The sequence below is a fragment of the Streptomyces sp. NPDC029164 genome (assembly GCF_055563995.1).
Map to the genome: position 1 here is coordinate 338,919 of NZ_JBVHWW010000001.1, position 24,242 is coordinate 363,160.

23 protein-coding genes and 2 pseudogenes are annotated in these 24,242 nt (G+C 72.5%); 4 read left to right on the top strand and 21 right to left on the bottom strand.

Annotation, left to right across the window (positions count from 1 at the left end; all coding sequences use genetic code 11):
- Positions 1-56: 56 nt before the first annotated feature.
- Positions 57-2,126 (top strand): SpoIIE family protein phosphatase, encoded by a 2,070-nt coding sequence (locus ACZ4VT_RS01465; RefSeq protein ID WP_467945564.1) that lies wholly within the window; start codon positions 57-59, stop codon positions 2,124-2,126.
- Positions 2,127-2,279: 153 nt separating this feature from the next.
- Here ACZ4VT_RS01465 and ACZ4VT_RS01470 read toward each other — a convergent pair whose 3' ends face one another.
- The 3 genes from ACZ4VT_RS01470 to ACZ4VT_RS01480 form a co-directional block, all read right to left on the bottom strand.
- Complete coding sequence (locus ACZ4VT_RS01470; RefSeq protein ID WP_467945566.1) at positions 2,280-4,262, bottom strand: ABC transporter permease; 1,983 nt, start codon at positions 4,260-4,262, stop codon at positions 2,280-2,282.
- Between the two features lie 140 nt (positions 4,263-4,402).
- A complete protein-coding gene (modA, locus tag ACZ4VT_RS01475) occupies positions 4,403-5,215 on the bottom strand; it encodes a molybdate ABC transporter substrate-binding protein (RefSeq protein WP_467945567.1) in 813 nt (270 codons plus the stop codon).
- Between the two features lie 167 nt (positions 5,216-5,382).
- A complete protein-coding gene (locus ACZ4VT_RS01480; RefSeq protein ID WP_467945568.1) occupies positions 5,383-5,778 on the bottom strand; it encodes a TOBE domain-containing protein in 396 nt (131 codons plus the stop codon).
- Positions 5,779-5,912: 134 nt separating this feature from the next.
- Here ACZ4VT_RS01480 and ACZ4VT_RS01485 point away from each other — a divergent pair, with 134 nt between their 5' ends.
- Complete coding sequence (locus ACZ4VT_RS01485; RefSeq protein WP_467945569.1) at positions 5,913-6,305, top strand: RNA-binding S4 domain-containing protein; 393 nt, start codon at positions 5,913-5,915, stop codon at positions 6,303-6,305.
- A gap of 129 nt (positions 6,306-6,434) precedes the next feature.
- Here the strand turns inward: ACZ4VT_RS01485 and ACZ4VT_RS01490 are convergent, their stop codons facing one another.
- From ACZ4VT_RS01490 to ACZ4VT_RS01550, 13 genes and pseudogenes are all read right to left on the bottom strand, one after another.
- Complete coding sequence (locus tag ACZ4VT_RS01490; protein WP_467945571.1) at positions 6,435-6,860, bottom strand: PTS-dependent dihydroxyacetone kinase phosphotransferase subunit DhaM; 426 nt, start codon at positions 6,858-6,860, stop codon at positions 6,435-6,437.
- Positions 6,857-7,471, bottom strand: coding sequence for a dihydroxyacetone kinase subunit DhaL (dhaL, locus tag ACZ4VT_RS01495; protein WP_467945573.1), 615 nt, complete (start codon positions 7,469-7,471; stop codon positions 6,857-6,859). Before dhaL ends, ACZ4VT_RS01490 begins: the two co-directional genes overlap by 4 nt.
- Before the next feature lie 50 nt (positions 7,472-7,521).
- Positions 7,522-8,526 carry a dihydroxyacetone kinase subunit DhaK gene (gene dhaK, locus ACZ4VT_RS01500; RefSeq protein WP_467945575.1) on the bottom strand — a complete coding sequence of 335 codons (1,005 nt, stop codon included), beginning with the start codon at positions 8,524-8,526 and terminating at the stop codon, positions 7,522-7,524.
- A gap of 182 nt (positions 8,527-8,708) precedes the next feature.
- Positions 8,709-10,763 (bottom strand): protein kinase domain-containing protein, encoded by a 2,055-nt coding sequence (locus ACZ4VT_RS01505; protein WP_467945577.1) that lies wholly within the window; start codon positions 10,761-10,763, stop codon positions 8,709-8,711.
- A 118-nt stretch (positions 10,764-10,881) separates the two neighbouring features.
- Positions 10,882-11,094: pseudogene (locus tag ACZ4VT_RS01510) on the bottom strand (potassium-transporting ATPase subunit B); the annotation flags it as partial.
- Positions 11,095-11,245: 151 nt separating this feature from the next.
- Positions 11,246-12,127: pseudogene (locus tag ACZ4VT_RS01515) on the bottom strand (histidine kinase); the annotation flags it as partial.
- 4 nt (positions 12,128-12,131) lie between these two features.
- The gene (locus tag ACZ4VT_RS01520) at positions 12,132-12,815 is read right to left on the bottom strand and encodes a response regulator (protein WP_467945579.1); all 684 of its coding nucleotides are present in this window, start codon (positions 12,813-12,815) and stop codon (positions 12,132-12,134) included.
- A 129-nt stretch (positions 12,816-12,944) separates the two neighbouring features.
- Positions 12,945-13,661, bottom strand: a complete 717-nt coding sequence (locus ACZ4VT_RS01525) for a potassium-transporting ATPase subunit C (protein WP_467945581.1) — start codon at positions 13,659-13,661, stop codon at positions 12,945-12,947.
- Positions 13,662-13,665: 4 nt separating this feature from the next.
- Positions 13,666-15,765, bottom strand: a complete 2,100-nt coding sequence (gene kdpB / locus ACZ4VT_RS01530; protein ID WP_467945582.1) for a potassium-transporting ATPase subunit KdpB — start codon at positions 15,763-15,765, stop codon at positions 13,666-13,668.
- Complete coding sequence (kdpA, locus tag ACZ4VT_RS01535) at positions 15,762-17,426, bottom strand: potassium-transporting ATPase subunit KdpA (protein WP_467945584.1); 1,665 nt, start codon at positions 17,424-17,426, stop codon at positions 15,762-15,764. Before kdpA ends, kdpB begins: the two co-directional genes overlap by 4 nt.
- Positions 17,427-17,434: 8 nt before the next feature.
- Positions 17,435-17,524, bottom strand: a complete 90-nt coding sequence (gene kdpF / locus ACZ4VT_RS01540; RefSeq protein WP_397727868.1) for a K(+)-transporting ATPase subunit F — start codon at positions 17,522-17,524, stop codon at positions 17,435-17,437.
- Positions 17,521-17,706 (bottom strand): hypothetical protein, encoded by a 186-nt coding sequence (locus ACZ4VT_RS01545; protein WP_467945586.1) that lies wholly within the window; start codon positions 17,704-17,706, stop codon positions 17,521-17,523. Before ACZ4VT_RS01545 ends, kdpF begins: the two co-directional genes overlap by 4 nt.
- A 55-nt stretch (positions 17,707-17,761) precedes the next feature.
- A complete protein-coding gene (locus tag ACZ4VT_RS01550) occupies positions 17,762-18,106 on the bottom strand; it encodes a hypothetical protein (RefSeq protein WP_467945587.1) in 345 nt (114 codons plus the stop codon).
- Positions 18,107-18,169: 63 nt separating this feature from the next.
- Here ACZ4VT_RS01550 and ACZ4VT_RS01555 point away from each other — a divergent pair, with 63 nt between their 5' ends.
- Positions 18,170-18,343 carry a hypothetical protein gene (locus tag ACZ4VT_RS01555; protein ID WP_467945589.1) on the top strand — a complete coding sequence of 58 codons (174 nt, stop codon included), beginning with the start codon at positions 18,170-18,172 and terminating at the stop codon, positions 18,341-18,343.
- A 9-nt stretch (positions 18,344-18,352) separates the two neighbouring features.
- Here the strand turns inward: ACZ4VT_RS01555 and lysA are convergent, their stop codons facing one another.
- The 5 genes from lysA to ACZ4VT_RS01580 form a co-directional block, all read right to left on the bottom strand.
- A complete protein-coding gene (gene lysA, locus ACZ4VT_RS01560) occupies positions 18,353-19,687 on the bottom strand; it encodes a diaminopimelate decarboxylase (protein ID WP_467945591.1) in 1,335 nt (444 codons plus the stop codon).
- 14 nt (positions 19,688-19,701) lie between these two features.
- The gene (locus ACZ4VT_RS01565) at positions 19,702-20,073 is read right to left on the bottom strand and encodes an SAV_915 family protein (RefSeq protein ID WP_467945593.1); all 372 of its coding nucleotides are present in this window, start codon (positions 20,071-20,073) and stop codon (positions 19,702-19,704) included.
- A gap of 343 nt (positions 20,074-20,416) precedes the next feature.
- Positions 20,417-20,848: an ATP-binding protein gene (locus tag ACZ4VT_RS01570; RefSeq protein WP_467945595.1), complete on the bottom strand. Its 432-nt coding sequence runs from the start codon at positions 20,846-20,848 to the stop codon at positions 20,417-20,419.
- 13 nt (positions 20,849-20,861) lie between these two features.
- Positions 20,862-21,224 carry an STAS domain-containing protein gene (locus ACZ4VT_RS01575; RefSeq protein WP_467945597.1) on the bottom strand — a complete coding sequence of 121 codons (363 nt, stop codon included), beginning with the start codon at positions 21,222-21,224 and terminating at the stop codon, positions 20,862-20,864.
- Between the two features lie 136 nt (positions 21,225-21,360).
- On the bottom strand, positions 21,361-23,799 hold the full coding sequence (locus ACZ4VT_RS01580) for a SpoIIE family protein phosphatase (RefSeq protein WP_467945599.1): 2,439 nt from the start codon (positions 23,797-23,799) through the stop codon (positions 21,361-21,363).
- Positions 23,800-23,951: 152 nt separating this feature from the next.
- On the opposite strand from ACZ4VT_RS01580, the gene ACZ4VT_RS01585 reads away from it, so the two are divergent.
- Positions 23,952-24,131, top strand: a complete 180-nt coding sequence (locus ACZ4VT_RS01585; protein ID WP_467945601.1) for a CsbD family protein — start codon at positions 23,952-23,954, stop codon at positions 24,129-24,131.
- Positions 24,132-24,242 lie beyond the last annotated feature (111 nt).

The window sequence follows — 24,242 nt, forward strand, 5'->3', positions numbered from 1 at the left end:
GTGGGGTGGTCGCGTCCCACGGGGACACCGGCGGGGGAGAGTGAGACCCTGGCTGCATGGCCCGCAGGGGAAAGAAGCCCGAGGTCGACTGGCCCGCGCGGCCCGATACGAGCCTTGCGCTCAACCGCATGGGCACGTTCGACTGGGACCTCGACAGCGGGCGGATGCACCTGGATCCCACCGCCCTCGAGGTCCTCGACCTGCGCCCGGACGAGTACAACGGCACCCCCGAGGGGCTCCGGGCGAGGATGGCGCCCGCCGAGGAGGCCCGCCTCGACACCCGCGTCGCGCAGGCGATCAAGGACGGCCGGAGTCACTACGGGGCCTACGTCCGCACCCGCCGCCGGGACGGGGCGCCGGCCTGGACCCACATCCAGGGCCACATCCTGCGGCACCCGGACGGCCGCCCGTACCGCGTCATCGGGATCCTGCGCGACGCCGCCCACGACCCGGGCGAGCCCGGGGCGGCCGGGGAGCAGGCCGAGGGCCGGGCCCGGATGACCGGCGTCGTCGAGCGGACCACCGCGATCCTCGCCCACGCCCGCACCGTCAACGACGTGACCGACGTCCTGAAGGACCCCCAGGCCCTCGGGCACCTCGGCGCGGTCAGCGTGATGCTGGGCGTCGTCGACGGCGGCCGCATCCACCTGGTCGCGGAGGGGCAGCTCGGCTCGTACGTACCGGAGATCGAGTACACGCGGATCGACGCGCGGTTCCCCATGAGCGAGGCCGTACGCACCATGCAGCCGGTCTTCCTCGTCTCGCGCGAGGAGTTCCAGCGCCGCTACCCGGAGCTGTGGCCGTACATCGAGCCGCTGTCCGTCCGCAGTGGGGTCTACCTGCCGCTGATCGCCCAGGGGCGGACCATCGGGGCGCTCGGGCTGCTCTACACGCGGGAAGGGGAATTCACCGCCGAGGAGAGGAACCTGCTGATGGCGCTCGGCAGCGGCGTCGCGCAGGGCCTCCAGCGCGCCATGCTCTTCGAGCAGGAGCACGACCTGGCCGAAGGGCTCCAGCGGGCCATGCTGCCCCGCCGGATCCCGGAGGTGCCGGGTGCGCGGATCGCCGTACGCTACCGGTCCGCCCGGATGGGGCAGGACATCGGAGGCGACTGGTACGACGTGATCCCCCTCGGCGACGGCCGGGTCGGGGTGATGATCGGTGACGTGGAGGGGCACGACACGGACGCGGCCGCCGTCATGGGGCAGCTGCGGATCGTGATGCGCGCGTACGTCGTCGAGGGGCACACCCCGGCGGCGGCGATGGCGCGGGCCTCGGCGTTCCTGCGGGAACTGGAGACGGAACGGTTCGCCACGTGCACGTACGCCGAGGTGGACCTCACCACCGGGATGCTCCGGATGGTCCGGGCCGGCCACCTCGACCCGGTCGTACGGCGCGGCGACGGCAGCTGCCACCGGATCCAGGTGGCGGGCGGGCTGCCGCTCGGGCTGCCGGCCCGCGAACAGCCCGGTACCGGCACCGGCTACCCCGTCACCAGTCTCGAGCTCCACCCCGGCGACACCCTCGTACTGTGCACGGACGGCCTGATCGAACGCCCCGGCGCGGACCACGACACCGGCATGCGGGAGTTCATGGCCGCGGTCCACAGCGGCCCGGTCGACGTGGAGGAACTCGCCGACGTGCTGTGCGACCTGGTCGGGGACTCCGGCGGGGGCGACGACATGGCCCTGCTCATCCTGCGCCGCCGCGGTGCGCCCGGCGCGCGCGGCGGCGGTCCGCTGCGCCAGCGGCTGGAGCCGGGGGACACGGAGGCGCCGGCGCTGGCCCGGCACCTGATCCGGGCGGCGGTGGCCGCCTGGGGATCGCGGGACCGGGCCGATGAGATCGAACTGGCGGCGGACGAGCTGATGACCAACGCCCTGGTCCACACGGACGGCGGCGGCGACGTCAGCATGCGGCTCACGGCCCAGGGCCGGATCCGCGTCGAGGTCGAGGACTCCAGCAGCGCCCTGCCGAGGCGGCGGGAGGCCGGGGACTGGGCGGTGTCGGGGCGCGGCCTGATGCTGGTGGAAGGGCTCGCGGACGAATGGGGCGTGGAGCCCCGGGGCGGCGGGAAGTGCGTGTGGTGCGAGTTCGCCGTGGACGCACCGGAACAGACGGCCTGAGCCCGTCCCCGCCCGTCCCGGCCGGGACGGGACACCGGGGCCCGCCCGCCCGGCCCGGGACGGACGGGACCCTGGGGCCTGGGGAGCGGCCGGAGTGCCGGGCCGCCGCTTCAGGCACGCGGTGGGGAGCCGTCGGGTCCGGCCGTCAGGTCGTCACAGGCGGACGAGGGTGATCTCGGTGGCCTTCACGCTGGTCCACACCTCGGCCCCGTCGGCGAGGCCCAGCTCGGACGCCGCCTCCGGGGTGATCTCCGCGACCAGGTCGGGCGCACCGGCCGGGGCGATCAGCACGCGCAGCCGGCTGCCGACCGCGGTGATCTCCCGTACGGTGCCGGGCCAGACGTTGCGGGGGCTGCCGGCCGGGCGGTCCCGGTGCACCGACACCGCCTCCGGGGCGATGATCGCCAGCGCCTGCGCCCCTTCGGGCAGTGCCTCCGCGACGACGAGCCGTCCGCCCTCGGCGAGGGCCAGCCCGTCCGCCGACGCGATGCCCGGCCAGGCGTTGCGCCCCAGCATGCGGGCCACCCAGGGGGAGCGCGGGTGCCGGGCCACCTCGGCGGGCGGCGCGTCCTGGAGGGTGCGGCCGTCGGCCAGTACGAGGACCCGGTCGGCCAGCGAAACCGCCTCGACGGGATCGTGCGTGACGATGAGGCAGACCCCGCCGAAGCCGGCCAGGTGCGTGCGCAGGGTGTGCCGGACGCGAGCCCGCGTGGTCTGGTCGAGGGCGGCCAGCGGCTCGTCGAGCAGCAGCAGCCGCGGCCGGGCGGCCAGCGCGCGGGCCAGGGCCACCCGCTGGGCCTGGCCCCCGGACAGCTGGGCCGGCTTGCGGTGGGAGAGGTGCCCGACGCCGAGCCGGTCCAGCCAGGCCTGCGCCTCGCGGCGGGCGTCGGCACGCGGTACCCCGTGTGCGCGCAGCCCGTACGCGGTGTTCGCCAGGGCGTTCAGATGCGGGAACAGCGCACCGTCCTGCGGGACCCAGGCGACCTGCCGCTTGTGCGGGGGCAGCGCGGTGACGTCGGCGTCGCCGAGCCGGAGCTCGGCGTGGGCCCGGTGGGTCAGGCCGAGCAGGGCCCGCAGCAGGGTGGTCTTGCCCGAGCCGTTCTCACCGACGACGGCGATGGTGGTGCCCGGTTCGGCGGCCAGGGTGAGCCGGTTGAAGCCGGTGACGGTGGCGTGCAGCGGCCAGTGCCCGGTCTCACGCGGTGCCGACTCCGGCGTGGACCGCGCCGGTGCGGCCGTCTCCGCGGCGGGGCTCGCGTCGGGCGCGGCACCGGGTGCCTCGTCCGGGACCGGCGGCGCGGCCACGGCCTCGCGGACGACGACCGGCGTGCCCGTCCAACGGCCGCGCAGAGCGATCAGTACGCCCATGGCGATCGCCAGCAGTAGCAGCGAGACGGAGGTGGCCGCCTCGGGCTGGTCCTGGAGCAGCAGGTACACCTGGAGCGGCAGGGTCTGTGTGGTGCCGGGCAGGTTCCCGGCGAAGGTGATGGTCGCGCCGAACTCGCCCAGCGCACGGGCCCAGGTGAGCGCGGCTCCGGCGATCAGGCCGGGGGCCACCATGGGCAGGGTCACCGTGAAGAACACGCGGACCGGTGAGGCGCCGAGCGAGGCGGCGGTCTCCTCGTAGCTCTGCTTGAGCCCACCGAGGGCGCCCTCCAGGCTGATGACCAGGAACGGCATGGCGACGAAGGTGGCCGCCACGACCGCGCCCGAGGTGTGGAAGGGCAGGGTGATCCCGAAGGCGTCCTCCAGCCACGGCCCGAGCAGCCCGCGGCGGCCGAAGCCCAGGAGCAGGGCGACACCGCCGACGGTCGGCGGCAGCACCATCGGGAGCAGCACGAGGGAGCGGACCAGCGCCTTGCCCTTGAAGGGGACGCGGGCCAGCAGCCAGGCGAGCGGTACGCCGAGGAGCAGCGAGAGGCCGAGGGCCCACAGCGACACCAGGAGCGAGAGCTTCAGCGCCTCGACCACGCCGGGGCTGCCGAGATGGGAGCCGAGCTCGCCCCACTGGGTGCGGGCGAGGATGCCGATGAGCGGCATCAGCAGGAACGCGACGGCGAGCAGCGCGGGGATCGCCAGGGTCAGCGGGGGCCGGGTGCGGGTGCGGGTGCGGGTGCGGGTGTGGAGTCTGCTCATGGTGTTCCTGGCTGGGGAGGGGCGGGGGACGGCGGGGGAAGGCGAGGGAAGATCGTACGGACAGCCTCGCGGGTACGCCGAGAGGGGCTGCCCGTCCCCCCGGATCGGACAGCCCCTCGTCATGCGGACGCCGACGGCGCTCAGACCTTCTGGAAGCCCGCGTCCTGCAGGATCTTCTGGGCCTCGGGGGTGCTCAGCCAGGCTACGAACGCGCCCGCGGCCTCGGCGTTCTTGGACTGCTTCAGCGTGGCGGCCGGGTAGGAGGCCAGGGCGTTCTGCTCGTCCGGGATGTCCACCGTGACGACCTTGTCGCCGGACTTGGCGGAGTCGGTCTTGTAGACGAGGCCGGCGTCGGCCTCGCCCAGCTCGACCTTGCTCAGCACGGCGCGGACGTTGGGCTCCTGGGAGACCGGCTTCACCTCGACCTTCTGGGCGTCGAGGATCTGCTTGCTGTAGCGGCCGACCGGGACCTCGGGCGCGGCGAGCACGACCTTGAGCTTGGTGTCGGCGAGGTCCTTGAGCTCGTCGACCTTGAACGGGTTGCCCTTGCCGGTGGCGATGACCAGGCGGTTCTTCGCGATGATCGTGGGCTCGCCGGTCTCGGTCCGCAGCCCGTCCATGGTCTTGGTGTCGGCGGTCACCAGCGCGTCGGCCGGAGCGCCCTGCTTGACCTGCGCGGCGAGCTCCTGCGAACCGGCGAAGGAGAAGGTGATCTTCGTGCCGGGGTGGGCCTTCTGGTACGCCTCACCCGCCGTCTTGAAGACGTCGGTGAGGGAGGAGGCGGCGAGGACGGTGAGGTTCGCGGCCTTCGGCTCGGCGGAGGCCGAGGCCGAGCCGGGCGTGGAACCGGCGGCGGGCTTCTCGTCGGCGTTGCCGCAGGCGGCCAGCGGTACGAGCAGGGCGGCGGTCAGGGCGGCGGCCGCGGCGCGGCGGCGGGTCAGGGTCGGGAACATGAGCAGGGGCTCCTCGGTCGGGTCCGCGGCCGGCAGGTGCCGGTTCCGCGCGGTGGTGACCCGCGCCGGTGACGGGCGGAGCGGGTGGGGACGTGCGGTGGTGCTGAGCGGGTGGTGCGGGGGGACCGCGGGGGACGGGGCGGACCGCGGGTGGGGCCGTCCCGGGTTCAGGTGCGGTCGATGTGCACGCTGGTGGACTTCACGCGGGCGGTGGCCTGCATGCCGACCTCCAGCCCGAGTTCCTCGACGGCCTCACGGGTGAGCAGCGAGACAAGACGGTGGGGACCTGCCTGGATCTCGACCCGGGCGGCCACGTCGCCGAGTGTGACGGCGGTGACGATGCCGGGAAAGGCGTTGCGAGCCGAGGTGTACGGCTCGCCGTCCTCGGTGTGTGCGCCCTGGCCCACCTCGACGGAGAACGCCGCCAGGTCACGGCCGTCGATCAGGCGACGGCCGGCTTCGTCGCGATGGGTCACGACCCGGCCCGCGTCGGCCCAGCGGCGCGCGGTGTCCGGGCTGACGCCCAGCAGACGCGCCGCCTGCCCGATGGTGTAGGACTGCATATGCGACAAGGTAGGCGCACGTATGGCGCGTTTGCAAACCTTTTGGGCTCATCTCTATGGCAGATGCCATACCTCTTGGTGTATCTGCCAAAACTCGTTCCGCTCCGCCGCGTCCGCCTCGCTAGAGTCGGGGCATGGCTGATGAGGTATCGGGAACGGAATCGGGCACGGTGCGGGTCGACGCGTGGATCTGGTCCGTGCGTCTGACGAAGACCCGCTCGATCGCGGCGACCGCCTGCCGGGCGGGCCATGTGAAGGTCAACGGGGAGCGCGCGAAGCCGGCGCAGGCGGTGCGCGCGGGTGACGAGGTACGGCTCTTCCACGCGGGGCGCGAGCGGATCGTGGTGGTGAAGCGGCCCGTGTCCAAGCGGGTGGGCGCCCCCGTCGCCGCCGCATGCATGATCGACAAGAGCCCGCCGCCGCCGACCCCCGTGGAGGCCGCCGTGGTGGGCATCCGCGACCGCGGGGCCGGCCGTCCGACGAAGCGCGAACGCCGCGAGATCGAATCCCTGCGCGGCCGCCCGTAGCTTCCCGCGGCCGGCGGTACGGGCCGGGCGGTACGGGCCCGGCGGTACGGGCCGGGCGGTACGGGCCCCGCCGCCTGCGCGGAACCCCGACTCCCCGACTCCCTGGCTCCCGGACCCGTGGTCCGGGGGTCAGGTCTTGCGGTACGCGTACGCCTCGGTGGCCGCCGAGGCCACTTCCCGGAGGGGCAGGCCGCTGGAGGCGGCCACCACGGCGGCCACCGCGCCCTCCACGAACGGGGCGTCCACCAGCCGGGAGTCCGGCGGGAGTTCGTCGTCCAGCAGCAGGGCCTTCACCGTCAGGACCGAGCTCCCCAGGTCCGCCAGCAGCGCGACCCCGGCGCCCTGGTCCACCGCCCGCGCGGCCGCGACGATCCGCTCCGCGCTCGTGCCGAGCCCGTCGGCCGCGGTGCCGCCCGCCGCGGCCACCGGGGCCAGGGGGCCGCCCGCCGCCAGGCCGCGCGCCAGCTCCGCCACCGACTCCGCGACCGACGTGCTGTGCGAGACCAGCACGATGCCCACCAGGGCCGCGCCCGGGCCCGGTTCCGGGCCGGTCATCGCGTGCCCTCGCCCGGCTCCGCCACGTCCGCCAGCGCCCGGAACAGCAACGCCGACGAGGTCGCGCCCGGATCCTGGTGCCCGATGCTGCGCTCGCCCAGGTAGCTGGCCCGGCCCTTGCGCGCCTGCAGCGGAACCGTCGCCAGCGCCCCGTTCTCCGCCGCGTCCGCGGCCGCCCGGTACGACGTGCTCAGCTCGGCCACCCCCGGCACCAGCGCGTCCAGCATCGTCTTGTCGCCCGGAGCCGCCCCGCCCAGCTGCGCCACCGCGGCCACTCCCGCGTACAGGGCCTCGCGCAGTTCCGCGTCGGAGACCTCGGCCGCCTCCCCGAGGGCCTTGCCGGTGCGGCGCAGCAGCGTCCCGTACAGGGGGCCCGACGCGCCGCCGACCGTCGAGATGAGCGTCCGCCCGGCCAGCTGCAGCACTTCGCCCGGCGCCGCCGGGTCCTCCGCCTCCAGGGCCGGGAGCACCGCCGTGAACCCCCGGAGCAGGTTGCTGCCGTGGTCGGCGTCCCCGATGGGGGAGTCGAGCTCCGTCAGCCGGTCCGCCTCCCGCTCGACCGCGGCCGCGGCGGCCGCCATCCACCGCCAGAAGAAGTCTGCGTCGCGCACCGGATCTCCTTGCCTCGCATCGGTCTGGCCAGTCCCACGACACCTTACGGTCAGCGGCCCCACCGCAGCGCCGCGGTCTGGACGGGCGCGTCCCACAGCCGCAGCATCTCCTGGTCGGCCCGGCACAGCGTCACCGAACACCCCGCCATGTCCAGCGACGTGACGTAGTTCCCCACGAGCGCCCGCGCCACCCGCACACCCCGCGCGGCCAGCACCCGCGCCACCTCCGCGTGGAACCCGTACAGCTCCAGCAGCGGCGTGGCCCCCATCCCGTTGACCAGCGCCAGCACCGGCCCGTCGGCCGGGCCCAGCTCCGTCAGCTCCTCCAGTACGGCACCCACCGCGACCTCCGCGATCTCCGCGGCCGGCATCATCGCCCGCCGCTCCCGGCCCGGCTCGCCGTGGATCCCGATGCCCAACTCCAGCTGCCCGTCCGGAAGATCGAAGGTCGGGCTGCCCTTGGCGGGCGTGGTGCAGGCGCTCAGCGCCACCCCGAAGCTCCGCGAGGAGGCGTTGACCCGGCGGGCGATCGCCGCGACCTGCTCCAGCGGCGCCCCCTCCTCGGCGGCCGCTCCGGCGATCTTCTCGACGAAGAGGGTGGCCCCGGTGCCGCGCCGCCCGGCCGTGTACAGGCTGTCGGTCACGGCGACGTCGTCGTTGACCAGGACGCGCTCGATCCGCAGGCCGTCCTCCTCCGCGAGCTCGGCGGCCATGTCGAAGTTCAGTACGTCCCCGGTGTAGTTCTTGACGACGAAGAGGACCCCCTGGCCGGAGTCCACGGCCGCGGCCGCCCGCACCATCTGGTCGGGCACCGGCGAGGTGAACACCTCACCGGGACACGCGGCCGACAGCATCCCGTACCCCACGAATCCGGCGTGCAGCGGCTCGTGCCCGGACCCGCCCCCGGACACCACCCCGACCCGCCCGCCGGCCCGCGCGTCGCGCCGTACGACGACCCGCCGCTCCACGTCGACGTCCAGCTCGGGATGGGCGGCCGCCATCCCCCGCAGGGCGTCGGCGACCACGGTCTGCGGACTGTTGATCAGCATCCTCATGCGTATCTCCCGGTGAGGCCGACAGGTCACTCGCTCGCTTACGTTAGGACAGCCCACCTCGCGGTGACACGCAGACGGGGGTCTCGGGCGTGGCACCGGACTCAGGCCGCGCTCGTCACGCCGCCGGGCCGACGTCGAGGACCTGGCGGCTTTGCCGGGGGAGCCGGAGGCCTCTGCCGCTCTCAGCGCCAGGAGGGATGTCCCTCGGCGCCGCCGCCGGTGGTGAGCGTACGTTCGCCGGTCTTGTCCGCGCGCACGGCCCAGATCACGGGCTTCTCGTACGGGCCGCGGACGAAGGCCACCCACGTGCCGTCGGCGGACCAGGCGGGGTCCATCTCGTGGGCGCTGGTGGCGACCAGTTCACGATCGTCCCTGCCGTCGGCGTCCACGAGGCGGATGTCGCCCTGGGTGCCCGTGCCGTAGGTCCCCGCCGTGTAGGCGAAGGTGGAGCCGTCGGGCGACCACACCGGGTCGAGTGCCGGATGGGGCAGCCGGGTCACCTGCTGCGGCGCGCGGTTCGGGGCGGCGGGGTCGACCAGGTGGATCTGCCAGTTCTCGGGCGCCGTCTGCAGACAGACCGCGATGCTCTTGCCGTCCGGCGACCACGCGGGATCCTCGACCTGGCCCCCGCCCGAGGTGAGCTGGCGAGCCGTGCGGTCGGCGACGTCGACCACGAACAGCTGCTGGACACCGTCCTTCTTGCGGAGCACGGCGAGTTGGCTGCCGTCCGGCGACCAGGACACCCTGCCGCCGGCGATGGAGGTGATCCGCCGCGGGTTCGAACCGTCGGCGTTGGCGGTCCAGACGGCGGTGCCCTCGGGTGTGCTGCGGGTGAACGCGAACGACCTGCGGTCAGGGGACCACTGGGGCAGGGTGTCGCATGCGCCCGCGCCCCCTGCGATGAGCTCCACGGGTTTCTCCGTCGCGGCGTCCCGGCGGGCGATGACGCCGTGGCACGTCGCGGGCCAGCCCGGGGCGGTGTCCTGCCGGATCAGCAGGGGATCGGCCGGGAACGGGGCAGGGGCAGCGGCGGATCCGGTGGGCGTGGCGGGGCCGGGCTTGGCATCGTCCTTGGTGGAGTCGGTCCAGGGCTGCCACACGTACAGGCCGACGACCGCGAGAGAGGTCGCGAGCACCGCCGCCACCACCGCGCGGCGACGCCGGGGCTTGCCCGCAACCCTCTGCGGCACCTGCGCGGGGGCGGTTGCGGGGGCGGTTGCGGGGGTGGGGGAGAGCCGCGCCGCGGGTCCGGTCACGGTGCGCGGCTCTTCCGTACGGGGCTCCGCGACGACCGGCGGGACGGCGTCCGGTACCGCCACGTCCTGCGCGGTGTCCGACGGGCCGCCGTCCGGCTCGGTGGGGTGCACGGCCGGTTCCGGGGGCGGGAGCAGTTGTGTCGCCGCCTCCGGCAGCCAGGAGCCACCGTCCGGGTGGCGGACGGTGAGAGTGGCGAGGAAGGCGGCCGGGGTGGGCCGCGTCGCCGGGTCCTTGGACAGGCAGGCGCCGATGGCTTCGCGGAGTTCACCGGGCACCGCGGTCAGGTCCGGCTCCTCGTAGACCACCTTGAAGTGCCTGGCCGCGGACGGGCCGTCACCGAAGGGGGCGCCGCCCGCCGCCTGGGTGAGCACCACCCCCAGGGCGAACATGTCGACCGCAGGGGTGACCGCGCCACCGCCGGTGAGCTGCTCGGGGGCCAGGAATCCCGGCGTGCCGACCTGTAGTCCGGTCTGGGTCAGGGACGTGCCGTCCAGAGCGCGCGCGATGCCGAAATCGATGACGCGCGGCCCGTCCTCCGCGACGATGATGTTCGCGGGCTTGAGATCGCGGTGGATGACCCCCGCGCGGTGGATCGCCTCGAGTGCCTCGGCCAGGCCGGCCGCCAGGACGGTGAGCGTGTCCAGGGGCAGCGATCCGACGCGGGCGAGTACCGCTTGCAGGGTGGGACCGGGCACGAAGGCCGTCACCAGCCAGGCCGGCTCCCCGTCCGGGTCGGCGTCGACCACCGGCGCGGTGTGGAAGCCGCCGACCCGCCGTGCGGCCGCGACCTCGTCGGCGAACCTGCGCTTGAACCCGGGCTCGGTGCTCAACTCGGGACGTACGACCTTGACGGCGACCGCACGGCCGGACTGGGAACGGCCCAGGTAGACCACGCCCATGCCCCCCTGGCCGAGCCGTCCCACCAGCCGGTAGCGGCCCTCGCCGAGCGAGGTGGGATCACCCGTTTCGAGCGGCTTCATACGTCCCCCGTTTTTCACACCTTGCGCAATGAACAGCCTCTCCCTACCCGTCGCGCGGTCCACCAGTCAAGCGAGGCCCATGCGGGGACCGGCAGCCGACATCTTGCCTGACCTGTCGAGATGCAATGGAGAAGGCCGTCAGCGCGCCCCGCGTGATGAGGAGCTGTTTGCCGATCTCCACGATCTCCACGATCTCGATGACCTTCGTCGGGTCGGGGTCGGGGTCGACCATGTTGCCGGCCTCCTTCGCGGCCGACGTGCCCGTGTTCATCGCCACTCCGACGTCCGCCCGGGCCGGCGCCGGTGCGTCGTGGGTGCCGTCGCCGGTGACCGCACCGCGGTCCCCGCCCGACTCGCGGATGACCGGCGCGGATTCACCGGTGCGGGCGGACTCGTCGACGCTGGCCGCGCGCCCTCGATCACCTCGCCGTCACCGGGGATCAGCTCCCCGGCCGCCGCGATGACCATGTCGCCTCGGTGCCGCCGCCGAGGTCCTCGACCAGGGTGCGCTGGACGGCCGGTTCCTTGGGCGAGGCGGCGGTCAGTCCGTCGCTGCGGGCGATGTAGACGGCGAGGACCTCGCCGCCCGAGCCCTTCTCGGCGAGGCGGGCGGCACGCCGGATGAGGGTGCGTCCCTCCGGTCCGGCGGTGATGCCCACGACGATGCGCTCGCGGGCCTGCCAGGTGGTGCGGATGTTGTGCTCGCCGCGGTACTCCCGAAGGTAATCGTCGACCCGGTCGGCGACCCAGAGCAGCGCGAGTTCGCGCAGGGCGGTGAGGTTGCCGGGGCGGAAGGAGTTCGAGAGGGCGGCATCGACCTTGTCGGGCTTGTAGATGTTCCCGTGGGCCATGCGGCGGCGCAGGGCCTGCGGCGACATGTCGACGAGCTCGATCTGCTCGGCGCGGCGCACCACTTCGTCGGGTACGGTCTCCCGCTGCCGCACCCCGGTGATCGTCTCGCCCACGTCGCCCAGCGACTCCAGGTGCGGGATGTTGACGGTGGAGACCACGTCGATGCCGGCCCGGAGGAGTTCCTCGACGTCCTGCCGGCGCTTGGCGTTGCGCGAGCCGGGCACGTTGGTGTGGGCGAGCTCGTCGACGAGCGCCACCGACGGGCGGCGGGCGAGGACCGCGTCCACGTCCATCTCGGTGAACGTGGAACCCCGGTACTCCAGCTCGCGCCGTGAGATCTGTTCCAGACCGTGCAGCATCACCTCGGTGCGCGGCCGGTCGTGGTGCTCGACGAAGGCGACGACGACGTCGGTGCCGCGTTCCACCCGGCGGTGGCCCTCCGAGAGCATCGCGTACGTTTTGCCGACCCCGGGGGCCGATCCCAGATGGATACGAAACGTGCCGCGTCCCATGACGTCATCCCTCGAAGCGGTAGCCCATGCCGGGCTCGGTGATCAGGTACCTCGGATGCGACGGGTCCGCTTCCAGTTTGCGGCGGAGCTGGGCCATGTAGACGCGGAGGTAGTTGGTGTTCCCGGAGTACGCCGGACCCCAGACGTCGAGCAGGAGCCTTCGCTGGCTGATCAGCCGGCCGGGGTTGGTGATGAGGATCTCCAGGAGGTGCCACTCGGTCGGCGTCAGCCGGACGCTGCGATCGTTTCGCCGGACCTTCTTCGCGACCAGGTCGACGGTGAACTCGTCGGTCGTGACCGTGGCGATCTCGTCGGCGGGCGCCGGAACCTCCCGGCGGCGGACGGCGGCCCGCAGCCGGGCGAGGAGCTCGTCCATGCTGAACGGCTTGGTGACGTAGTCGTCGGCCCCCGCGTCCAGGGCTCGGATCTTCTCCTCGGAGGTGTGCCGGGCGGAGAGGACGAGGATGGGCACGCCGCTGGTCTCCCGCACCTCCTTGATCACGTCGACGCCGTCGATGTCCGGGAGGCCGAGATCGAGCAGGATGACATGCGGCTTGCGTGTGGCCGCCAGCCGCAGGGCGGCGTTTCCGTCGGATGCCGTCTGGACCTCGAACTTCCGCGCCGCCAGGTTGATCTTGAGCGCGCGGACGAGCTGGGCATCGTCCTCCACCACCAGCACCTTGATCATCGGTGTGGGGCCTTCCTCTTTCGTGGGTACGGGTCGGAGCCGGCGGGACGCCAAGGGTTTCCCCCTCACCCAGCGGTGGCTGGGCGAGATGCGCGTCCCGCCGGCTCCGGACCTTTGCCGTGCGCAATGTCAGCTCTCGGTCAGTGCCTTGAGCGCGATGTTGAGTTCGAGGACGTTGACTCGGGGTTCGCCCATGAAGCCGAGGGTGCGGCCGGTGGTGTGGTCGGCGACGAGCTTTTCGACCTGCCTGACGTCGAGGTTGTTCTGTTCGGCGACGCGGTGGATCTGGAGCTTGGCGTACTCGGGGGAGATGTTCGGGTCGAGGCCGGAGCCGGAGGAGGTGACGGCGTCGGCCGGGACGTCCTCGGGCTTGATCTGGTGTCCGGTGGTGGAGTTGTCGGCGACGACGGCTTCCTTGGCGGCGATGACCTGGGCGCAGAGGGTGCCTTCCTCGGCGTCCTTGGTGCACCGGCCGTTGACGGCGCCGTTGTCGGCGGAGCGGTTGGTGGCTCCCGAGAGGATGAGTGAGTACTGGGTGTTGACGCTGTTGGAGCCGAGGCCGTTGGAGGGGCGCGGCTGGAACCACGTGAGGTCTGGCTTGGCGGCCTCCTCGGGGTCATCGGGGTTCTGCTTGGGCAGGTTGTAGGTCTGCCCGATGAGGGAGAAGCCGACGACCTGGCCGCTCTTGTCCTTGATCTCGGAGCCGTTGGCCTTGTCGTCGAAGAGGGCCTGGGCGATCCCGGTGACGGCGAGGGGGTAGAGGACCCCGCAGATGACCGTGAGGACCAGCAGCGCCCGCAGGCCCGCCCCGATCAACCGTGCTGTGTTTCCTACGGAGTTGTTCATGGGGTCAGCCGATTCCGGGGATGAGGGAGATGAGCATGTCGATGATCTTGATGCCGATGAACGGGGCGACGAGGCCGCCGAGTCCGTAGATCCCCAGGTTGCGGCGGAGCATCTTGTCGGCGCTGGTGGGCCGGTACCGGACGCCCTTGAGGGCGAGCGGGACCAGCGCGATGATGATCAGGGCGTTGAAGATGACCGCGGAGAGGATCGCGGAGTTCGGGGAGGACAGGCCCATGACGTTGAGCTTGTCCAGGCCCGGGTAGACCACGGCGAACATGGCCGGGATGATCGCGAAGTACTTCGCGACGTCGTTGGCGATGGAGAACGTGGTCAGGGCACCACGCGTGATCAGCAGCTGCTTGCCGATCTCGACGATCTCGATGAGCTTGGTGGGGTTGGAGTCCAGGTCCACCATGTTCCCGGCCTCCTTGGCGGCCGAGGTGCCCGTGTTCATCGCCACGCCGACGTCGGCCTGGGCGAGGGCGGGGGCGTCGTTCGTACCGTCACCCGTCATCGCGACGAGCTTGCCGCCGGCCTGCTCCCGCTTGATGAGGGCCATCTTATCCTCGGGCGTGGCCTCGGCGAGGAAGTCGTCGACACCCGCCTCCTCGGCGATGGCCTTCGCGGTGAGCGGGTTGTCACCGGTGATCATGACGGTCTTGATGCCCATGCGGCGCAGTTCGTCGAACCGCTCGCGCATGCCTTCCTTGACGACGTCCTTGAGGTGGATGACGCCCAGGACACGGGCGCCCTCGTCGTCCTCGACGGCGACCAGGAGCGGGGTGCCGCCGGCCTCGGAGATCTTGTTGGCGAGGAGGTCGGCGTCGTCGGAGACCCGTCCGCCCCGCTCCCTGACCCAGGTGATGACCGAACCGGCCGCGCCCTTACGGGTCTTCCTGCCGTCGACGTCGACACCCGACATACGGGTCTGGGCGGTGAACGCGATCCACTCGGCCCGGGTGAGTTCGCCCTGGTGGCGTTCGCGCAGGCCGTACTTCTCCTTCGCGAGGACCACGATGGAGCGGCCCTCGGGAGTCTCGTCGGCCAGCGACGACAGCTGGGCCGCGTCGGCCAGTTCGGCCTCCGTCGTCCCCTTGACCGGGACGAACTCCGAGGCCTGGCGGTTGCCGAGGGTGATGGTGCCCGTCTTGTCGAGCAGCAGCGTGGAGACGTCACCCGCGGCCTCGACCGCGCGCCCCGACATGGCGAGGACATTGCGCTGGACCAGCCGGTCCATGCCCGCGATGCCGATGGCGGACAGAAGAGCGCCGATCGTGGTCGGGATCAGGCAGACGAGGAGCGCGGTGAGCACGATCATGGACTGCTTGGCGTCCGCGTAGATGGCGAACGGCTGCAGGGTGACGACCGCCAGCAGGAAGACGATGGTGAGGGACGCCAGCAGGATGTTGAGGGCGATCTCGTTGGGGGTCTTCTGCCGGGCGGCGCCCTCGACGAGGGCGATCATGCGGTCGATGAAGGTCTCGCCGGGCTTCGTCGTGATCTTGATGACGATCCGGTCGGAGAGCACCTTGGTGCCACCGGTGACCGCGCTGCGGTCGCCACCGGACTCGCGGATGACGGGTGCGGACTCACCGGTGATGGCGGACTCGTCGACGGAGGCCACACCCTCGACGACGTCACCGTCGCCGGGGATGATGTCGCCGGCCTCGCAGACCACCAGGTCGCCGATCTTCAGCTCGGTGCCGGGCACCTGCTCCTCGGCCGCTCCGTTGAGGCGGCGGGCGACGGTGTCGGTCTTGGCCTTGCGCAGGGTGTCGGCCTGGGCCTTGCCGCGGCCCTCGGCGACGGCTTCGGCCAGGTTGGCGAAGATCGTGGTCAGCCACAGCCATGCCGTGATCGCCCAGCCGAACCAGTCGGCCGGGTTCTTGATCGCGAGGACGGTGGTGACGACCGAGCCGATCAGGACGACGAACATGACCGGGGACTTGATCATGATCCGCGGGTCGAGCTTGCGGACCGCGTCCGGGAAGGACTTCAGCAGCTGCTTGGGATCGAACAGGCCCCCGCCGACACGGCCGGCGCCAGGGTGGTGACCGGTGGGCACGTCCTGGTGCGGAGCCCTTGTGGGAGTGGCGGTGCTCATGATGCGAGCCCTTCGGCGAGCGGACCCAGCGCCAGGGCCGGGAAGTAGGTGAGTCCGGTGATGATGATGATCGTGCCGACGAGCAGGCCCGCGTAGAGCGGCTTGTCGGTGCGCAGGGTGCCCGCGGTTTCCGGTACGGGCTTCTGCTCGGCGAGCGAGCCGGCGAGCGCGAGGACGAAGACCATGGGCAGGAAGCGGCCGAGCAGCATGGCGATGCCGATGGTGCTGTTGAACCACTGGGTGTCGGCGTTCAGGCCCGCGAAGGCGGAGCCGTTGTTGTTGGCGCCGGAGGTGTAGGCGTAGAGGATCTCCGAGAAGCCGTGCGCGCCCGTGTTGGTCATCGAATGGCCCGGGGTGGGCAGGGCCATCGCGGCCGCCGTGAAGCACAGGACCAGGGCGGGGGTGATGAGGATGTAGCAGGCGGCGAGCTTGATCTCGCGGGTGCCGATCTTCTTGCCCAGGTATTCGGGGGTGCGGCCGACCATAAGACCGGCGATGAACACCGCGATGATCGCCATGATCAGCATGCCGTAGAGGCCGGAACCGACACCACCGGGTGCGATCTCGCCGAGCTGCATGCCCAGCAGCTGGATGCCGCCGCCGAGCCCGGTGTAGGAGGAGTGGAAGGAGTTGACCGCACCCGTCGAGGTCAGCGTGGTCGCCACCGAGAAGATCGAGGAGGCGGCGATGCCGTATCGGGTCTCCTTGCCCTCCATCGCCCCACCCGAGACGTCGAAGGCCGGACCGTGGTGCGCGAACTCGGCCCACATCATCAGAGCGGTGAAGCCGACCCAGATGATGCCCATCGTCGCGAGGATCGCGTAGCCCTGGCGCAGATTGCCGACCATGCGGCCGAAGGCGCGGGTCATCGCGAACGGGATGACGAGGATCAGGAAGATCTCGAAGAGGTTCGAGAACGGGGTCGGGTTCTCGAACGGGTGGGCCGAGTTGGCGTTGAAGTAGCCGCCGCCGTTCGTGCCGAGTTCCTTGATGACCTCCTGGGAGGCGACAGCGCCGCCGTTCCACTGCTGGGTGCCGCCCATGAACTGGCCGACCTCGTGGATCCCGGCGAAGTTCTGGATGGCACCGCAGGCGACCAGGACGATCGCACCGATCACCGAGATGGGCAGGAGGATGCGGACGGTACCGCGGACCAGGTCGGACCAGAAGTTGCCCAGCTCACCGGTGCGGGAGCGGGAGAAGCCGCGTACGAGGGCGACGGCGACGGCCATGCCGACGGCGGCGGAGACGAAGTTCTGCACGGCGAGGCCGCCGGTCTGCACGACGTGGCCCATGGCCTGCTCGCCGTAGTACGACTGCCAGTTCGTGTTGGCCACGAAGGAGGCGGCGGTGTTGAAGGCCTGGTCGGGGTCGATCGAGACGAAGCCGAGCGAGCCGGGCAGGACGCCCTGCAGGCGCTGGAGCAGGTAGAGGAAGAGGACGCTGACGGCGGAGAAGGCGAGGACGGCGCGCAGGTAGGCGGGCCAGCGCATCTCGGCCGACGGGTTGGCGCCGATGGCCTTGTAGATCCACTTCTCCGGCTTGTAGTGCGTTTCGGAGGAGTAGACGCGGGCCATGTGGTCGCCGAGCGGGCGGTAGGCCAGCGCGAGTGCGGCGATCAGTGCGAGCAGCTGGAGCACACCAGCGGTTACGGGGCTCATGTCAGTGCTCAGAACCTCTCCGGGTACACAAGGGCGAGGATGAGGTAACCGAGCAGGGAGACGGCCACAGCGAGGCCGACGATGTTCTCGACGTTCACAGCTTGGTCACCCCTCGGGCGATGAGAGCCACCAGCGCGAACACCGCGACCGTGGTGACGACGAAGGCCAGATCGGCCATCGTGAGCTCCTGGATGAAGTGAGTGAGGTGAATCGGCCAGATGGCCGATGACCAGATAACCCCCTCTTCACCACGGCGTTGAGACGCTTTGACGGCCTCCATACGGAGGCACGGGAACTCTTGACGCCACCCTGACGGGCATGTGGCCCGCGGACGATCAGGCCTGGTGAGGCAGGCCGGAGGTGTCCAGGGCGGCGCCGGCCTGAGCGGCCGACGCGACGGCCACCAGACGGGCCTCCTCGGGCGGCAGGGGGCGGCCGGGGCGCGGGTCGAGGAGGAAGCGGCCGTGGTAGTGGCCACCGCCGATCACCCGCAGCTCGGTCTCGCCGTCGGGCCAGTCCGCGTACTCGGTGATCCGGCTGCCGAGGCGCAGCCCCACGCTGCCGTCGTGCTCCGGCCGGGGCAGCCGGCCCATCAGGGTTCCGCATTCGAAGCGGCAGCCGCGCAGCCCCAGCAGGCCGACCGGCTCCCGGCGCCACGCCGGCTGACCTGTTCGCGTCAAGATGGCGACAGGAATCCCGCCGGACCCTCGCCACGGCGAGGGTCCGGCGGGATTCTCACTGGCGTGACCACTCGCTCGCACTCCGACCGCGCCATCCGCCGGACCGTACTCGCCCTCGCGGCGGCCGGCCTCGTCGTCGTCACCACCGGCGCCGCCGTCGACGCCCTGTGGCTGCTGGGCATCGGCGTCTGGGCCCTCATCGCCGCGATGGTGATCGAGCTCGTCTACCGGTCGTAGGCACGGGACCTAGCTGCCGATGTCCCGGCTGCGGAAGTCCTCCAGCGTCTCGCGCCTGACCAGCACGCGGGACGTGCCCTCGTGCACGGCGATCACCGGGGGACGCCCCACCATGTTGTATCCGGAGGCCATGGACAGCTGATAGGCGCCGGCCACCGGTACGGCGAGCAGGTCGCCGGGGTGGATGTCGCCGGGCAGCTCCACGTCGGCGGCGAGCACGTCCCCGGCCTCGCAGTGCCGGCCGACGACCGTGGTCGTGCGGGCGCCGGCGGCGGAGTGACGGCCGATCAGGCGGGGTGCGCAGCGCACCCCGTACAAGGCGGGGCGCGGGTTGTCGCTCATGCCTCCGTCGACGGCGACGAAGACCCGCTCGCCGGTGTGCTTGACGGCGAGCACGCGGTACAGGGCCACCCCCGCGGGACCGGCGACGGCACGCCCCGGTTCGATGACGAGCCGCGGTACGGTCAGGCCCGCGGCGGCGCAGCCTTCGCCGAGCTCGGCGCGAAGGCCCCGGGCGAGGGCGGTGAGATCGAGGGCGGGTTCGCCGGGCCGGTAGCCGATGCCGTGGCCGCCGCCCATGTCCAGCTCGGGCAGGACGACTCCGTGCGCGTCACGGATGCGGGCCAGCAGCCCGACCATCCGGCGCACGGCCACCAGGTACGGCTCCACCTCGGTGATCTGGGAGCCGATGTGGCAGTGCAGGCCGGTCAGTTCGAGCCGCGGCTGGCCGAGTATGCGCGCGATGGCGTCCTGCGCCGACCCGTCGGTGGGCGACAGCCCGAACTTCTGGCCCTCCGTACCGGTACGGATCTTGTCGTGGCCGCCGGCCGAGACGCCCGGCACCACGCGGACCATCACCTTCTGGTGCCCCTCGGGCCCGACGGCCGCGGCGATCCGCGCGATCTCGGAGGGACTGTCGATGACGATCCGGCCGACTCCGAGACGCAGCGCCGCCCCGATGTCCCGTGGCGACTTCGCGTTGCCGTGCAGCACGATGCGCTCGGGCGGGAAGCCCGCGGTGACGGCGAGCTCCAGCTCCCCGGCCGAGCAGACGTCCAGCCCCAGTCCTTCCTCCTCCATCCAGCGCACCATCGCGCGGGAGAGGAAGGCCTTGGCCGCGTACAGCACGTCGGCGTCCGGGAAGGCGTCCCGGTAGGTCCGGCAGCGCCCGCGCACCTCGCCCTCGTCGAGGACGTACACCGGGGTGTCGAAGCGCTCGGCCACCTCGGTCAGGGACACCCCGCCGACGGCCAGGTCACCGTGCGGAAGCCGGGTCGTGGAGGCGGGCCACACGGACGGTTCACCGGCACCGGCCGGAATCTCGGAGAGGGCTGCGGTGGCCATGGCGCGGCTCCCTTTCACGCGGTCCGGGCGGCGGTCTCGGGAGCCTGCGGGACCGCGGTGGCGTTCGTCCCGGTCGCGGCTCCCGTCGGCGTTCCGGCGACCGCGGGTGCGGTGAGCGTCGGGTCGACGGTCAGCAGTGACGCTCCGATCGGTTCGGCCATCGCGCGGAGCGCGGACTCGGAGAGCCGGATCCACCGGTGGCCGGCGCCGAGCGTCGCCGCCAGCCGCCCCGCACTGGTGAAGCCCACGGCGGTACGTGCTCCCAGCGGGGTGCGGAACAGGCGTACCGGCACCTCCGCCCTTCCCGGCAGGACCGGCACGTACAGGGGCCCGGCCGGGACGCGTTCTTCAGGCTCCGGGTCGTCGTCGTACTGGAACAAACACATGAGGCCCTCCCAGAGGAACCACGAGTGGCGGTTGAGGCCCCGGATGCGGGGAGGCAGTCCAGGGCGCGACAACGAAGCTATCCCCGCCGGTACGCACCCGCGGCCACCCCATGACGGGACCTTTACGGCAGCGGGCCAAGTCCATACGCATCACTGACGGGGACCCCGAGCCAGGGGGCGGCGTAGGGCTCCGGCGCGGCCCTCGGGGGCACCGCGAGCGACCCGGAGGATCTCCTCGTGCTCGGCACGGGATCGCGCGCCGCGTGGCGCCGCCTCGTCCGCCCCTCGGTGGCCCGCCACCGCCTCGCGCACGCCGCCCCGCCGTCGCCCCCGACGGCTGCGACTAGCGGTGGCCGATCTCCACCCACACGCACTTGCCGTTGCCGCCCACCGGGCTCCAGCCCCAGTTCCGGCCCAGCCGTTCCACGATGAGGAGCCCGTGGCCTCCGGGGCGGGACGGGTCGGACCGGCGCGTGGCCCGTGGTGCGGCGGGGCTCGCGTCCGTCACCTCGATCCGTAGCCGCTCGCTCGTACAGCGCAGCGCCAGGGACGTGGGCCCGCCCGCGTGCAGGCAGGCGTTGGCCACGACTTCGGAGACCAGGAGGAGGACGTCGTCGGTGACCTCCGCCCCGGGGGTGCCCTCCTCCACGGGGCCCGGCGGCCAGCGCCATTCCTTGAGGGCCCGGCGCGTGAAGTCGCGGCACCGGGTGACCGCGTTCGCGGCCTCGTGCAGCACGAGGAGCCGGGTCAGCTCCGGCGACCGGCCCTCGTCCATCGGTGTTCCTCCCCTACGGGTGCTGGGACGTCGCGAGCGCGGCTTCCACGTCCGTGTGCAGCCGGAAGAGCCGGTCCGCCCCCGTGATGTGGAACATGCGTGCGACAGGTGGGTGCAGGCCGACCAGTTCGAGGGTGCCACCGGATTCCTGGACGGCGAGCCGGCCGCGCAACAGCACGTTCAAGCCCGTGGAATCGCAGAAGTCCAGGCGGGTCAGATCGACGAGCAGCCGCCCGCCATCCGGCCAGGCGGTGTCCAGGGCCTGCCGCAGGGGCTCGGCGGTGTCGTGGTCGAGTTCCCCCGCCATGGCCAGGACCGTGGCCCCCTGGAGGGACCGCGCCTCGACGGTGAATCGTTCTCCGCTCGCCGTGGGCATCAGGCACACACTCCCTCTCCCGTCCGCGATTCTCGGGGTACAGCGCGCCTACCCCGTCGGCTGCCGTCCAAGCCTGCGCCCCGGGGGCGCGCAGAGCCGGTCGGCGCCGTGGCGCGGCCGCGCCCGGCGGGCCGGTTCACGGGTCGTCCGGGACGTGGATGTCGAGGACGCAGATGTCGTCGCGGTTGCCCGGGCACAGCGCGGCCAGCGTCCGGGCGAGGGTTTCGCCGCGTCCCGCCCGCAGGAGCCGTACGGTGGACGCGGCGAGCCGGTCGAGTCCGACGCCGATGTCCTCGCCCGGCTCCTCCACGAGTCCGTCCGTGTAGAACAGCAGGCGGTCGCCGGGCATCAGCTCGAGGACGGCCTGACCGTACGAGGCGTCGAAGGTCGCGCCGAGGAGGTTGCCCGGCGGCTGTTCCAGGAAGCTCGCCCGGTCGCCGCGGACCAGCAACGGGGGCAGGTGGCCGGCCCGTACCCAGGTCAGGCGCCGGTCCCAGGGCTGGTAGCGGCCCATGACCATGGTGGCGGTCGCGGTGGCGGGCGGGTCCGTGGCGGTGTGGAGCAGGAGGGAGTTGAGCCGGCGCAGCACGTCGGGCAGGGGCGAGCCGGTGACCGTCATGCCCTTCGTGGTGAACCGCAGCTGGGCCATCGTGCCGACGGCGGCCAGACCGTGGCCGGCCACGTCCCCGACGACGAACAGGGCACTGCCGTCCGGCAGTTCGATGGCGCTGTACCAGTCGCCGCCGACGTTGACCCCTCGGTCGGCCGGAACGTACGCGACGTCGATGCGCAGGCCGGCCAGTTCCAGGGACTGATCGGGGATCGGCAGCAGGGTGTCCTGGAGGCTCGCGGCGAGTGCCCGCTCGGCCTGGAGCATGCCGCGCTGGACGAGGACGGCGCGCTCGCTCTCGCGCAGTGCGAGCTCGACACCGCGCTGCGTACTGAGGTCCTGGAAGAAACCGTGTACCTCGACCGGTGTGCCGTCCGCGTCCGTCTGGGCCTCGGCGACGATCCGCAGGTGACGCACGCCGTCGGCGGTCGTGATCCGGAACGGCTGGTCGACGGGCTCCCCCTCGCTCACCAGCAGCCGGAGGGCGGTGCCCAGCGTGGGCAGGTCGTCGGGGAGGACGCGCCGCGGCAGCTCCTCCAGTGCCATCGGGCCGTGGCGGGGGTCGCGGTCGAAGATGGCGTAGACCTGATCGGACCAGGTGATGGTGTCCGTCGCCAGGTTCCATCCGGCCCAGCCCAGGTTGCCCAGCCGCTGCATGTCGGCCAGCCGCCGGGCCTCGCGCTCGCTCGTGTCGTGCCGGATCCAGGACACGACCAGCCGGTCTCCCAGCCTGGAGGCCCGGACCGAGTAGACGGACTGCTGCGGGACACCGGCGACGACCTCCTCGTAGGTGAAGGGCTCGCCCTCGTACGCCGTTCCCGTCGTGAGCGTCTCCAGGTACCCGTCCCACAGCGCGGTGCCCACCACGGTCGGGTACGTCTCCAGGACCCGGCGGCCGACGAGCTCCTTGCCGCGCCGCCCGGCGACGTCCACCGACTCGGGCGCCGCCGCGTCGATGCGGTAGTCCTCCACCTCGCCGGCCTCCGAGCGCAGCGGGGTGAGCAGGATCGCGGGCCCCGCCAGGGCGTCCAGCATCCGCTGGGCGGCGGCCACGTCCACGTCCGCCGGCTCGGCTGCGGTGTCGCGGCGCCGCTCCGGCATCTCCAGCGGACCGGCGCACAAGCGCGCCGCCCGCCGCAGCAGCGCCCGGATGTCGGCGGGGAAGGGCCCGGGCCGCATCCGCAGGAAGCCGATGGCCTTGTCCGGGGTGCCGTCGGCGGGTACGGGGATCCAGGCGCGGGAGTGCCAGCGGTCCGTCGCGTCGCCGATCAGCAGGTAGTGGCGGGCGTCCTGCGCCGGATCCTCCAGCCACAGGGCCCGGCGTCCGGTGACCGCCTCGTGGGCGGCCACGCCGGAGAGCGGGGGGATGTGGCGCCACCGTGCGGCCAGCACGCCGTCGATCCCGGCGTGGCCGATCAGCTCCAGGTTTCCGGCGGACGCCAGGGTGTAGATCATCACCGCGTCCACGCCGGCCCCGGTGCCGAGCACGGTCCGCAGCAGCTCCGCGATGTCGTCACCGCCGTGGGCCGCCGCCAGGCCGTCGGCGAGCCGGGCCAGCGGCGGGCGCAGGGCGGCCGGACCGGTGTGACCGCCGATGAGCCGGCGTCCGGAGCCGAAGTCCGGGGCGGCCGGCTCGCTGCCCGCGCCTGCCGCGGCGGCCGTGGGCGGGGCGGCGGATGCGGTTCCGGGCGGCGGGTGCGACGGGATCTGCCCCAGGGTGAGCCAGGACTCCTCCAGAAGGGTGCGGCCCCCCGCGCCGGCCCGGCCGAGCAGCATGGCGTGGGCCGTGTCGGCGGATACGCCCGACTGGGCCATCAGGACGCCCTTGGCCCGCTCGACGACGGCCGTGGTCGCGGCGACGCCTTCCAGGTCCACGACCTCCGATCGCAGCCTGGCGACCACTTTGGCGAGCGCCAGCACCTCGGGCCCGGCGCCCTCGCCCGCAGGCACGGCATCGCCCTTCATTCCTTGAGCATGCCACGGCCGTACCCGGGTGCGCCCAGGTGGGGAGGCCGCCGGCACCCGTATTCATCAGGGGGATTCCGGCACGAATTGCGGAGCGCCTGTCATCGAAGCAAGGTGGGCAGCAACCCCTTCCAGAAAGGAACGACCCCGTCATGAGCAAGGCAAAGGGCAAGGCCAAGCAGGTCAAGGGTAAGATCAAGGAGCGCGCCGGCGGCGCCATGGACGACAAGGGCATGCAGGCGGAGGGCAGTGCCGAGCAGATGAGCGGCAAGGCGGAGGAAATGACGGCGAAGGCCTCGGACAAGACGAAGAGGGCCACGGGCAAGTCCTGAACCGCCTCCCGACCCGATTCACGTACGGAGTGGGGGGGGGGGGGGGGGGGGGGGGGGGGGGGCGGAAGGGGGGGGGGGGGGGGAGGGGGGGGGGGGGGAGGGGGGGGCTTG

Bases quoted from the DNA above. Each gene is read 5' to 3' on its own strand.
- kdpA (WP_467945584.1), bottom strand. From the start codon at position 17,426: ATGAGCCCCGTAACCGCTGGTGTGCTCCAGCTGCTCGCACTGATCGCC.
- dhaK (WP_467945575.1), bottom strand. From the start codon at position 8,526: ATGAGGATGCTGATCAACAGTCCGCAGACCGTGGTCGCCGACGCCCTG.
- ACZ4VT_RS01480 (WP_467945568.1), bottom strand. From the start codon at position 5,778: ATGCAGTCCTACACCATCGGGCAGGCGGCGCGTCTGCTGGGCGTCAGC.
- modA (WP_467945567.1), bottom strand. From the start codon at position 5,215: ATGTTCCCGACCCTGACCCGCCGCCGCGCCGCGGCCGCCGCCCTGACC.
- ACZ4VT_RS01575 (WP_467945597.1), bottom strand. From the start codon at position 21,224: ATGCCCACGGCGAGCGGAGAACGATTCACCGTCGAGGCGCGGTCCCTC.
- ACZ4VT_RS01520 (WP_467945579.1), bottom strand. From the start codon at position 12,815: ATGATCAAGGTGCTGGTGGTGGAGGACGATGCCCAGCTCGTCCGCGCG.
- lysA (WP_467945591.1), bottom strand. From the start codon at position 19,687: ATGGCCACCGCAGCCCTCTCCGAGATTCCGGCCGGTGCCGGTGAACCG.
- ACZ4VT_RS01585 (WP_467945601.1), top strand. From the start codon at position 23,952: ATGAGCAAGGCAAAGGGCAAGGCCAAGCAGGTCAAGGGTAAGATCAAG.
- ACZ4VT_RS01470 (WP_467945566.1), bottom strand. From the start codon at position 4,262: ATGAGCAGACTCCACACCCGCACCCGCACCCGCACCCGCACCCGGCCC.
- ACZ4VT_RS01490 (WP_467945571.1), bottom strand. From the start codon at position 6,860: ATGACCGGCCCGGAACCGGGCCCGGGCGCGGCCCTGGTGGGCATCGTG.
- ACZ4VT_RS01525 (WP_467945581.1), bottom strand. From the start codon at position 13,661: ATGAACAACTCCGTAGGAAACACAGCACGGTTGATCGGGGCGGGCCTG.
- ACZ4VT_RS01465 (WP_467945564.1), top strand. From the start codon at position 57: ATGGCCCGCAGGGGAAAGAAGCCCGAGGTCGACTGGCCCGCGCGGCCC.
- ACZ4VT_RS01565 (WP_467945593.1), bottom strand. From the start codon at position 20,073: ATGTGTTTGTTCCAGTACGACGACGACCCGGAGCCTGAAGAACGCGTC.
- kdpB (WP_467945582.1), bottom strand. From the start codon at position 15,765: ATGAGCACCGCCACTCCCACAAGGGCTCCGCACCAGGACGTGCCCACC.
- ACZ4VT_RS01485 (WP_467945569.1), top strand. From the start codon at position 5,913: ATGGCTGATGAGGTATCGGGAACGGAATCGGGCACGGTGCGGGTCGAC.
- ACZ4VT_RS01570 (WP_467945595.1), bottom strand. From the start codon at position 20,848: ATGGACGAGGGCCGGTCGCCGGAGCTGACCCGGCTCCTCGTGCTGCAC.
- ACZ4VT_RS01505 (WP_467945577.1), bottom strand. From the start codon at position 10,763: ATGAAGCCGCTCGAAACGGGTGATCCCACCTCGCTCGGCGAGGGCCGC.
- ACZ4VT_RS01580 (WP_467945599.1), bottom strand. From the start codon at position 23,799: ATGAAGGGCGATGCCGTGCCTGCGGGCGAGGGCGCCGGGCCCGAGGTG.
- ACZ4VT_RS01545 (WP_467945586.1), bottom strand. From the start codon at position 17,706: ATGGAGGCCGTCAAAGCGTCTCAACGCCGTGGTGAAGAGGGGGTTATC.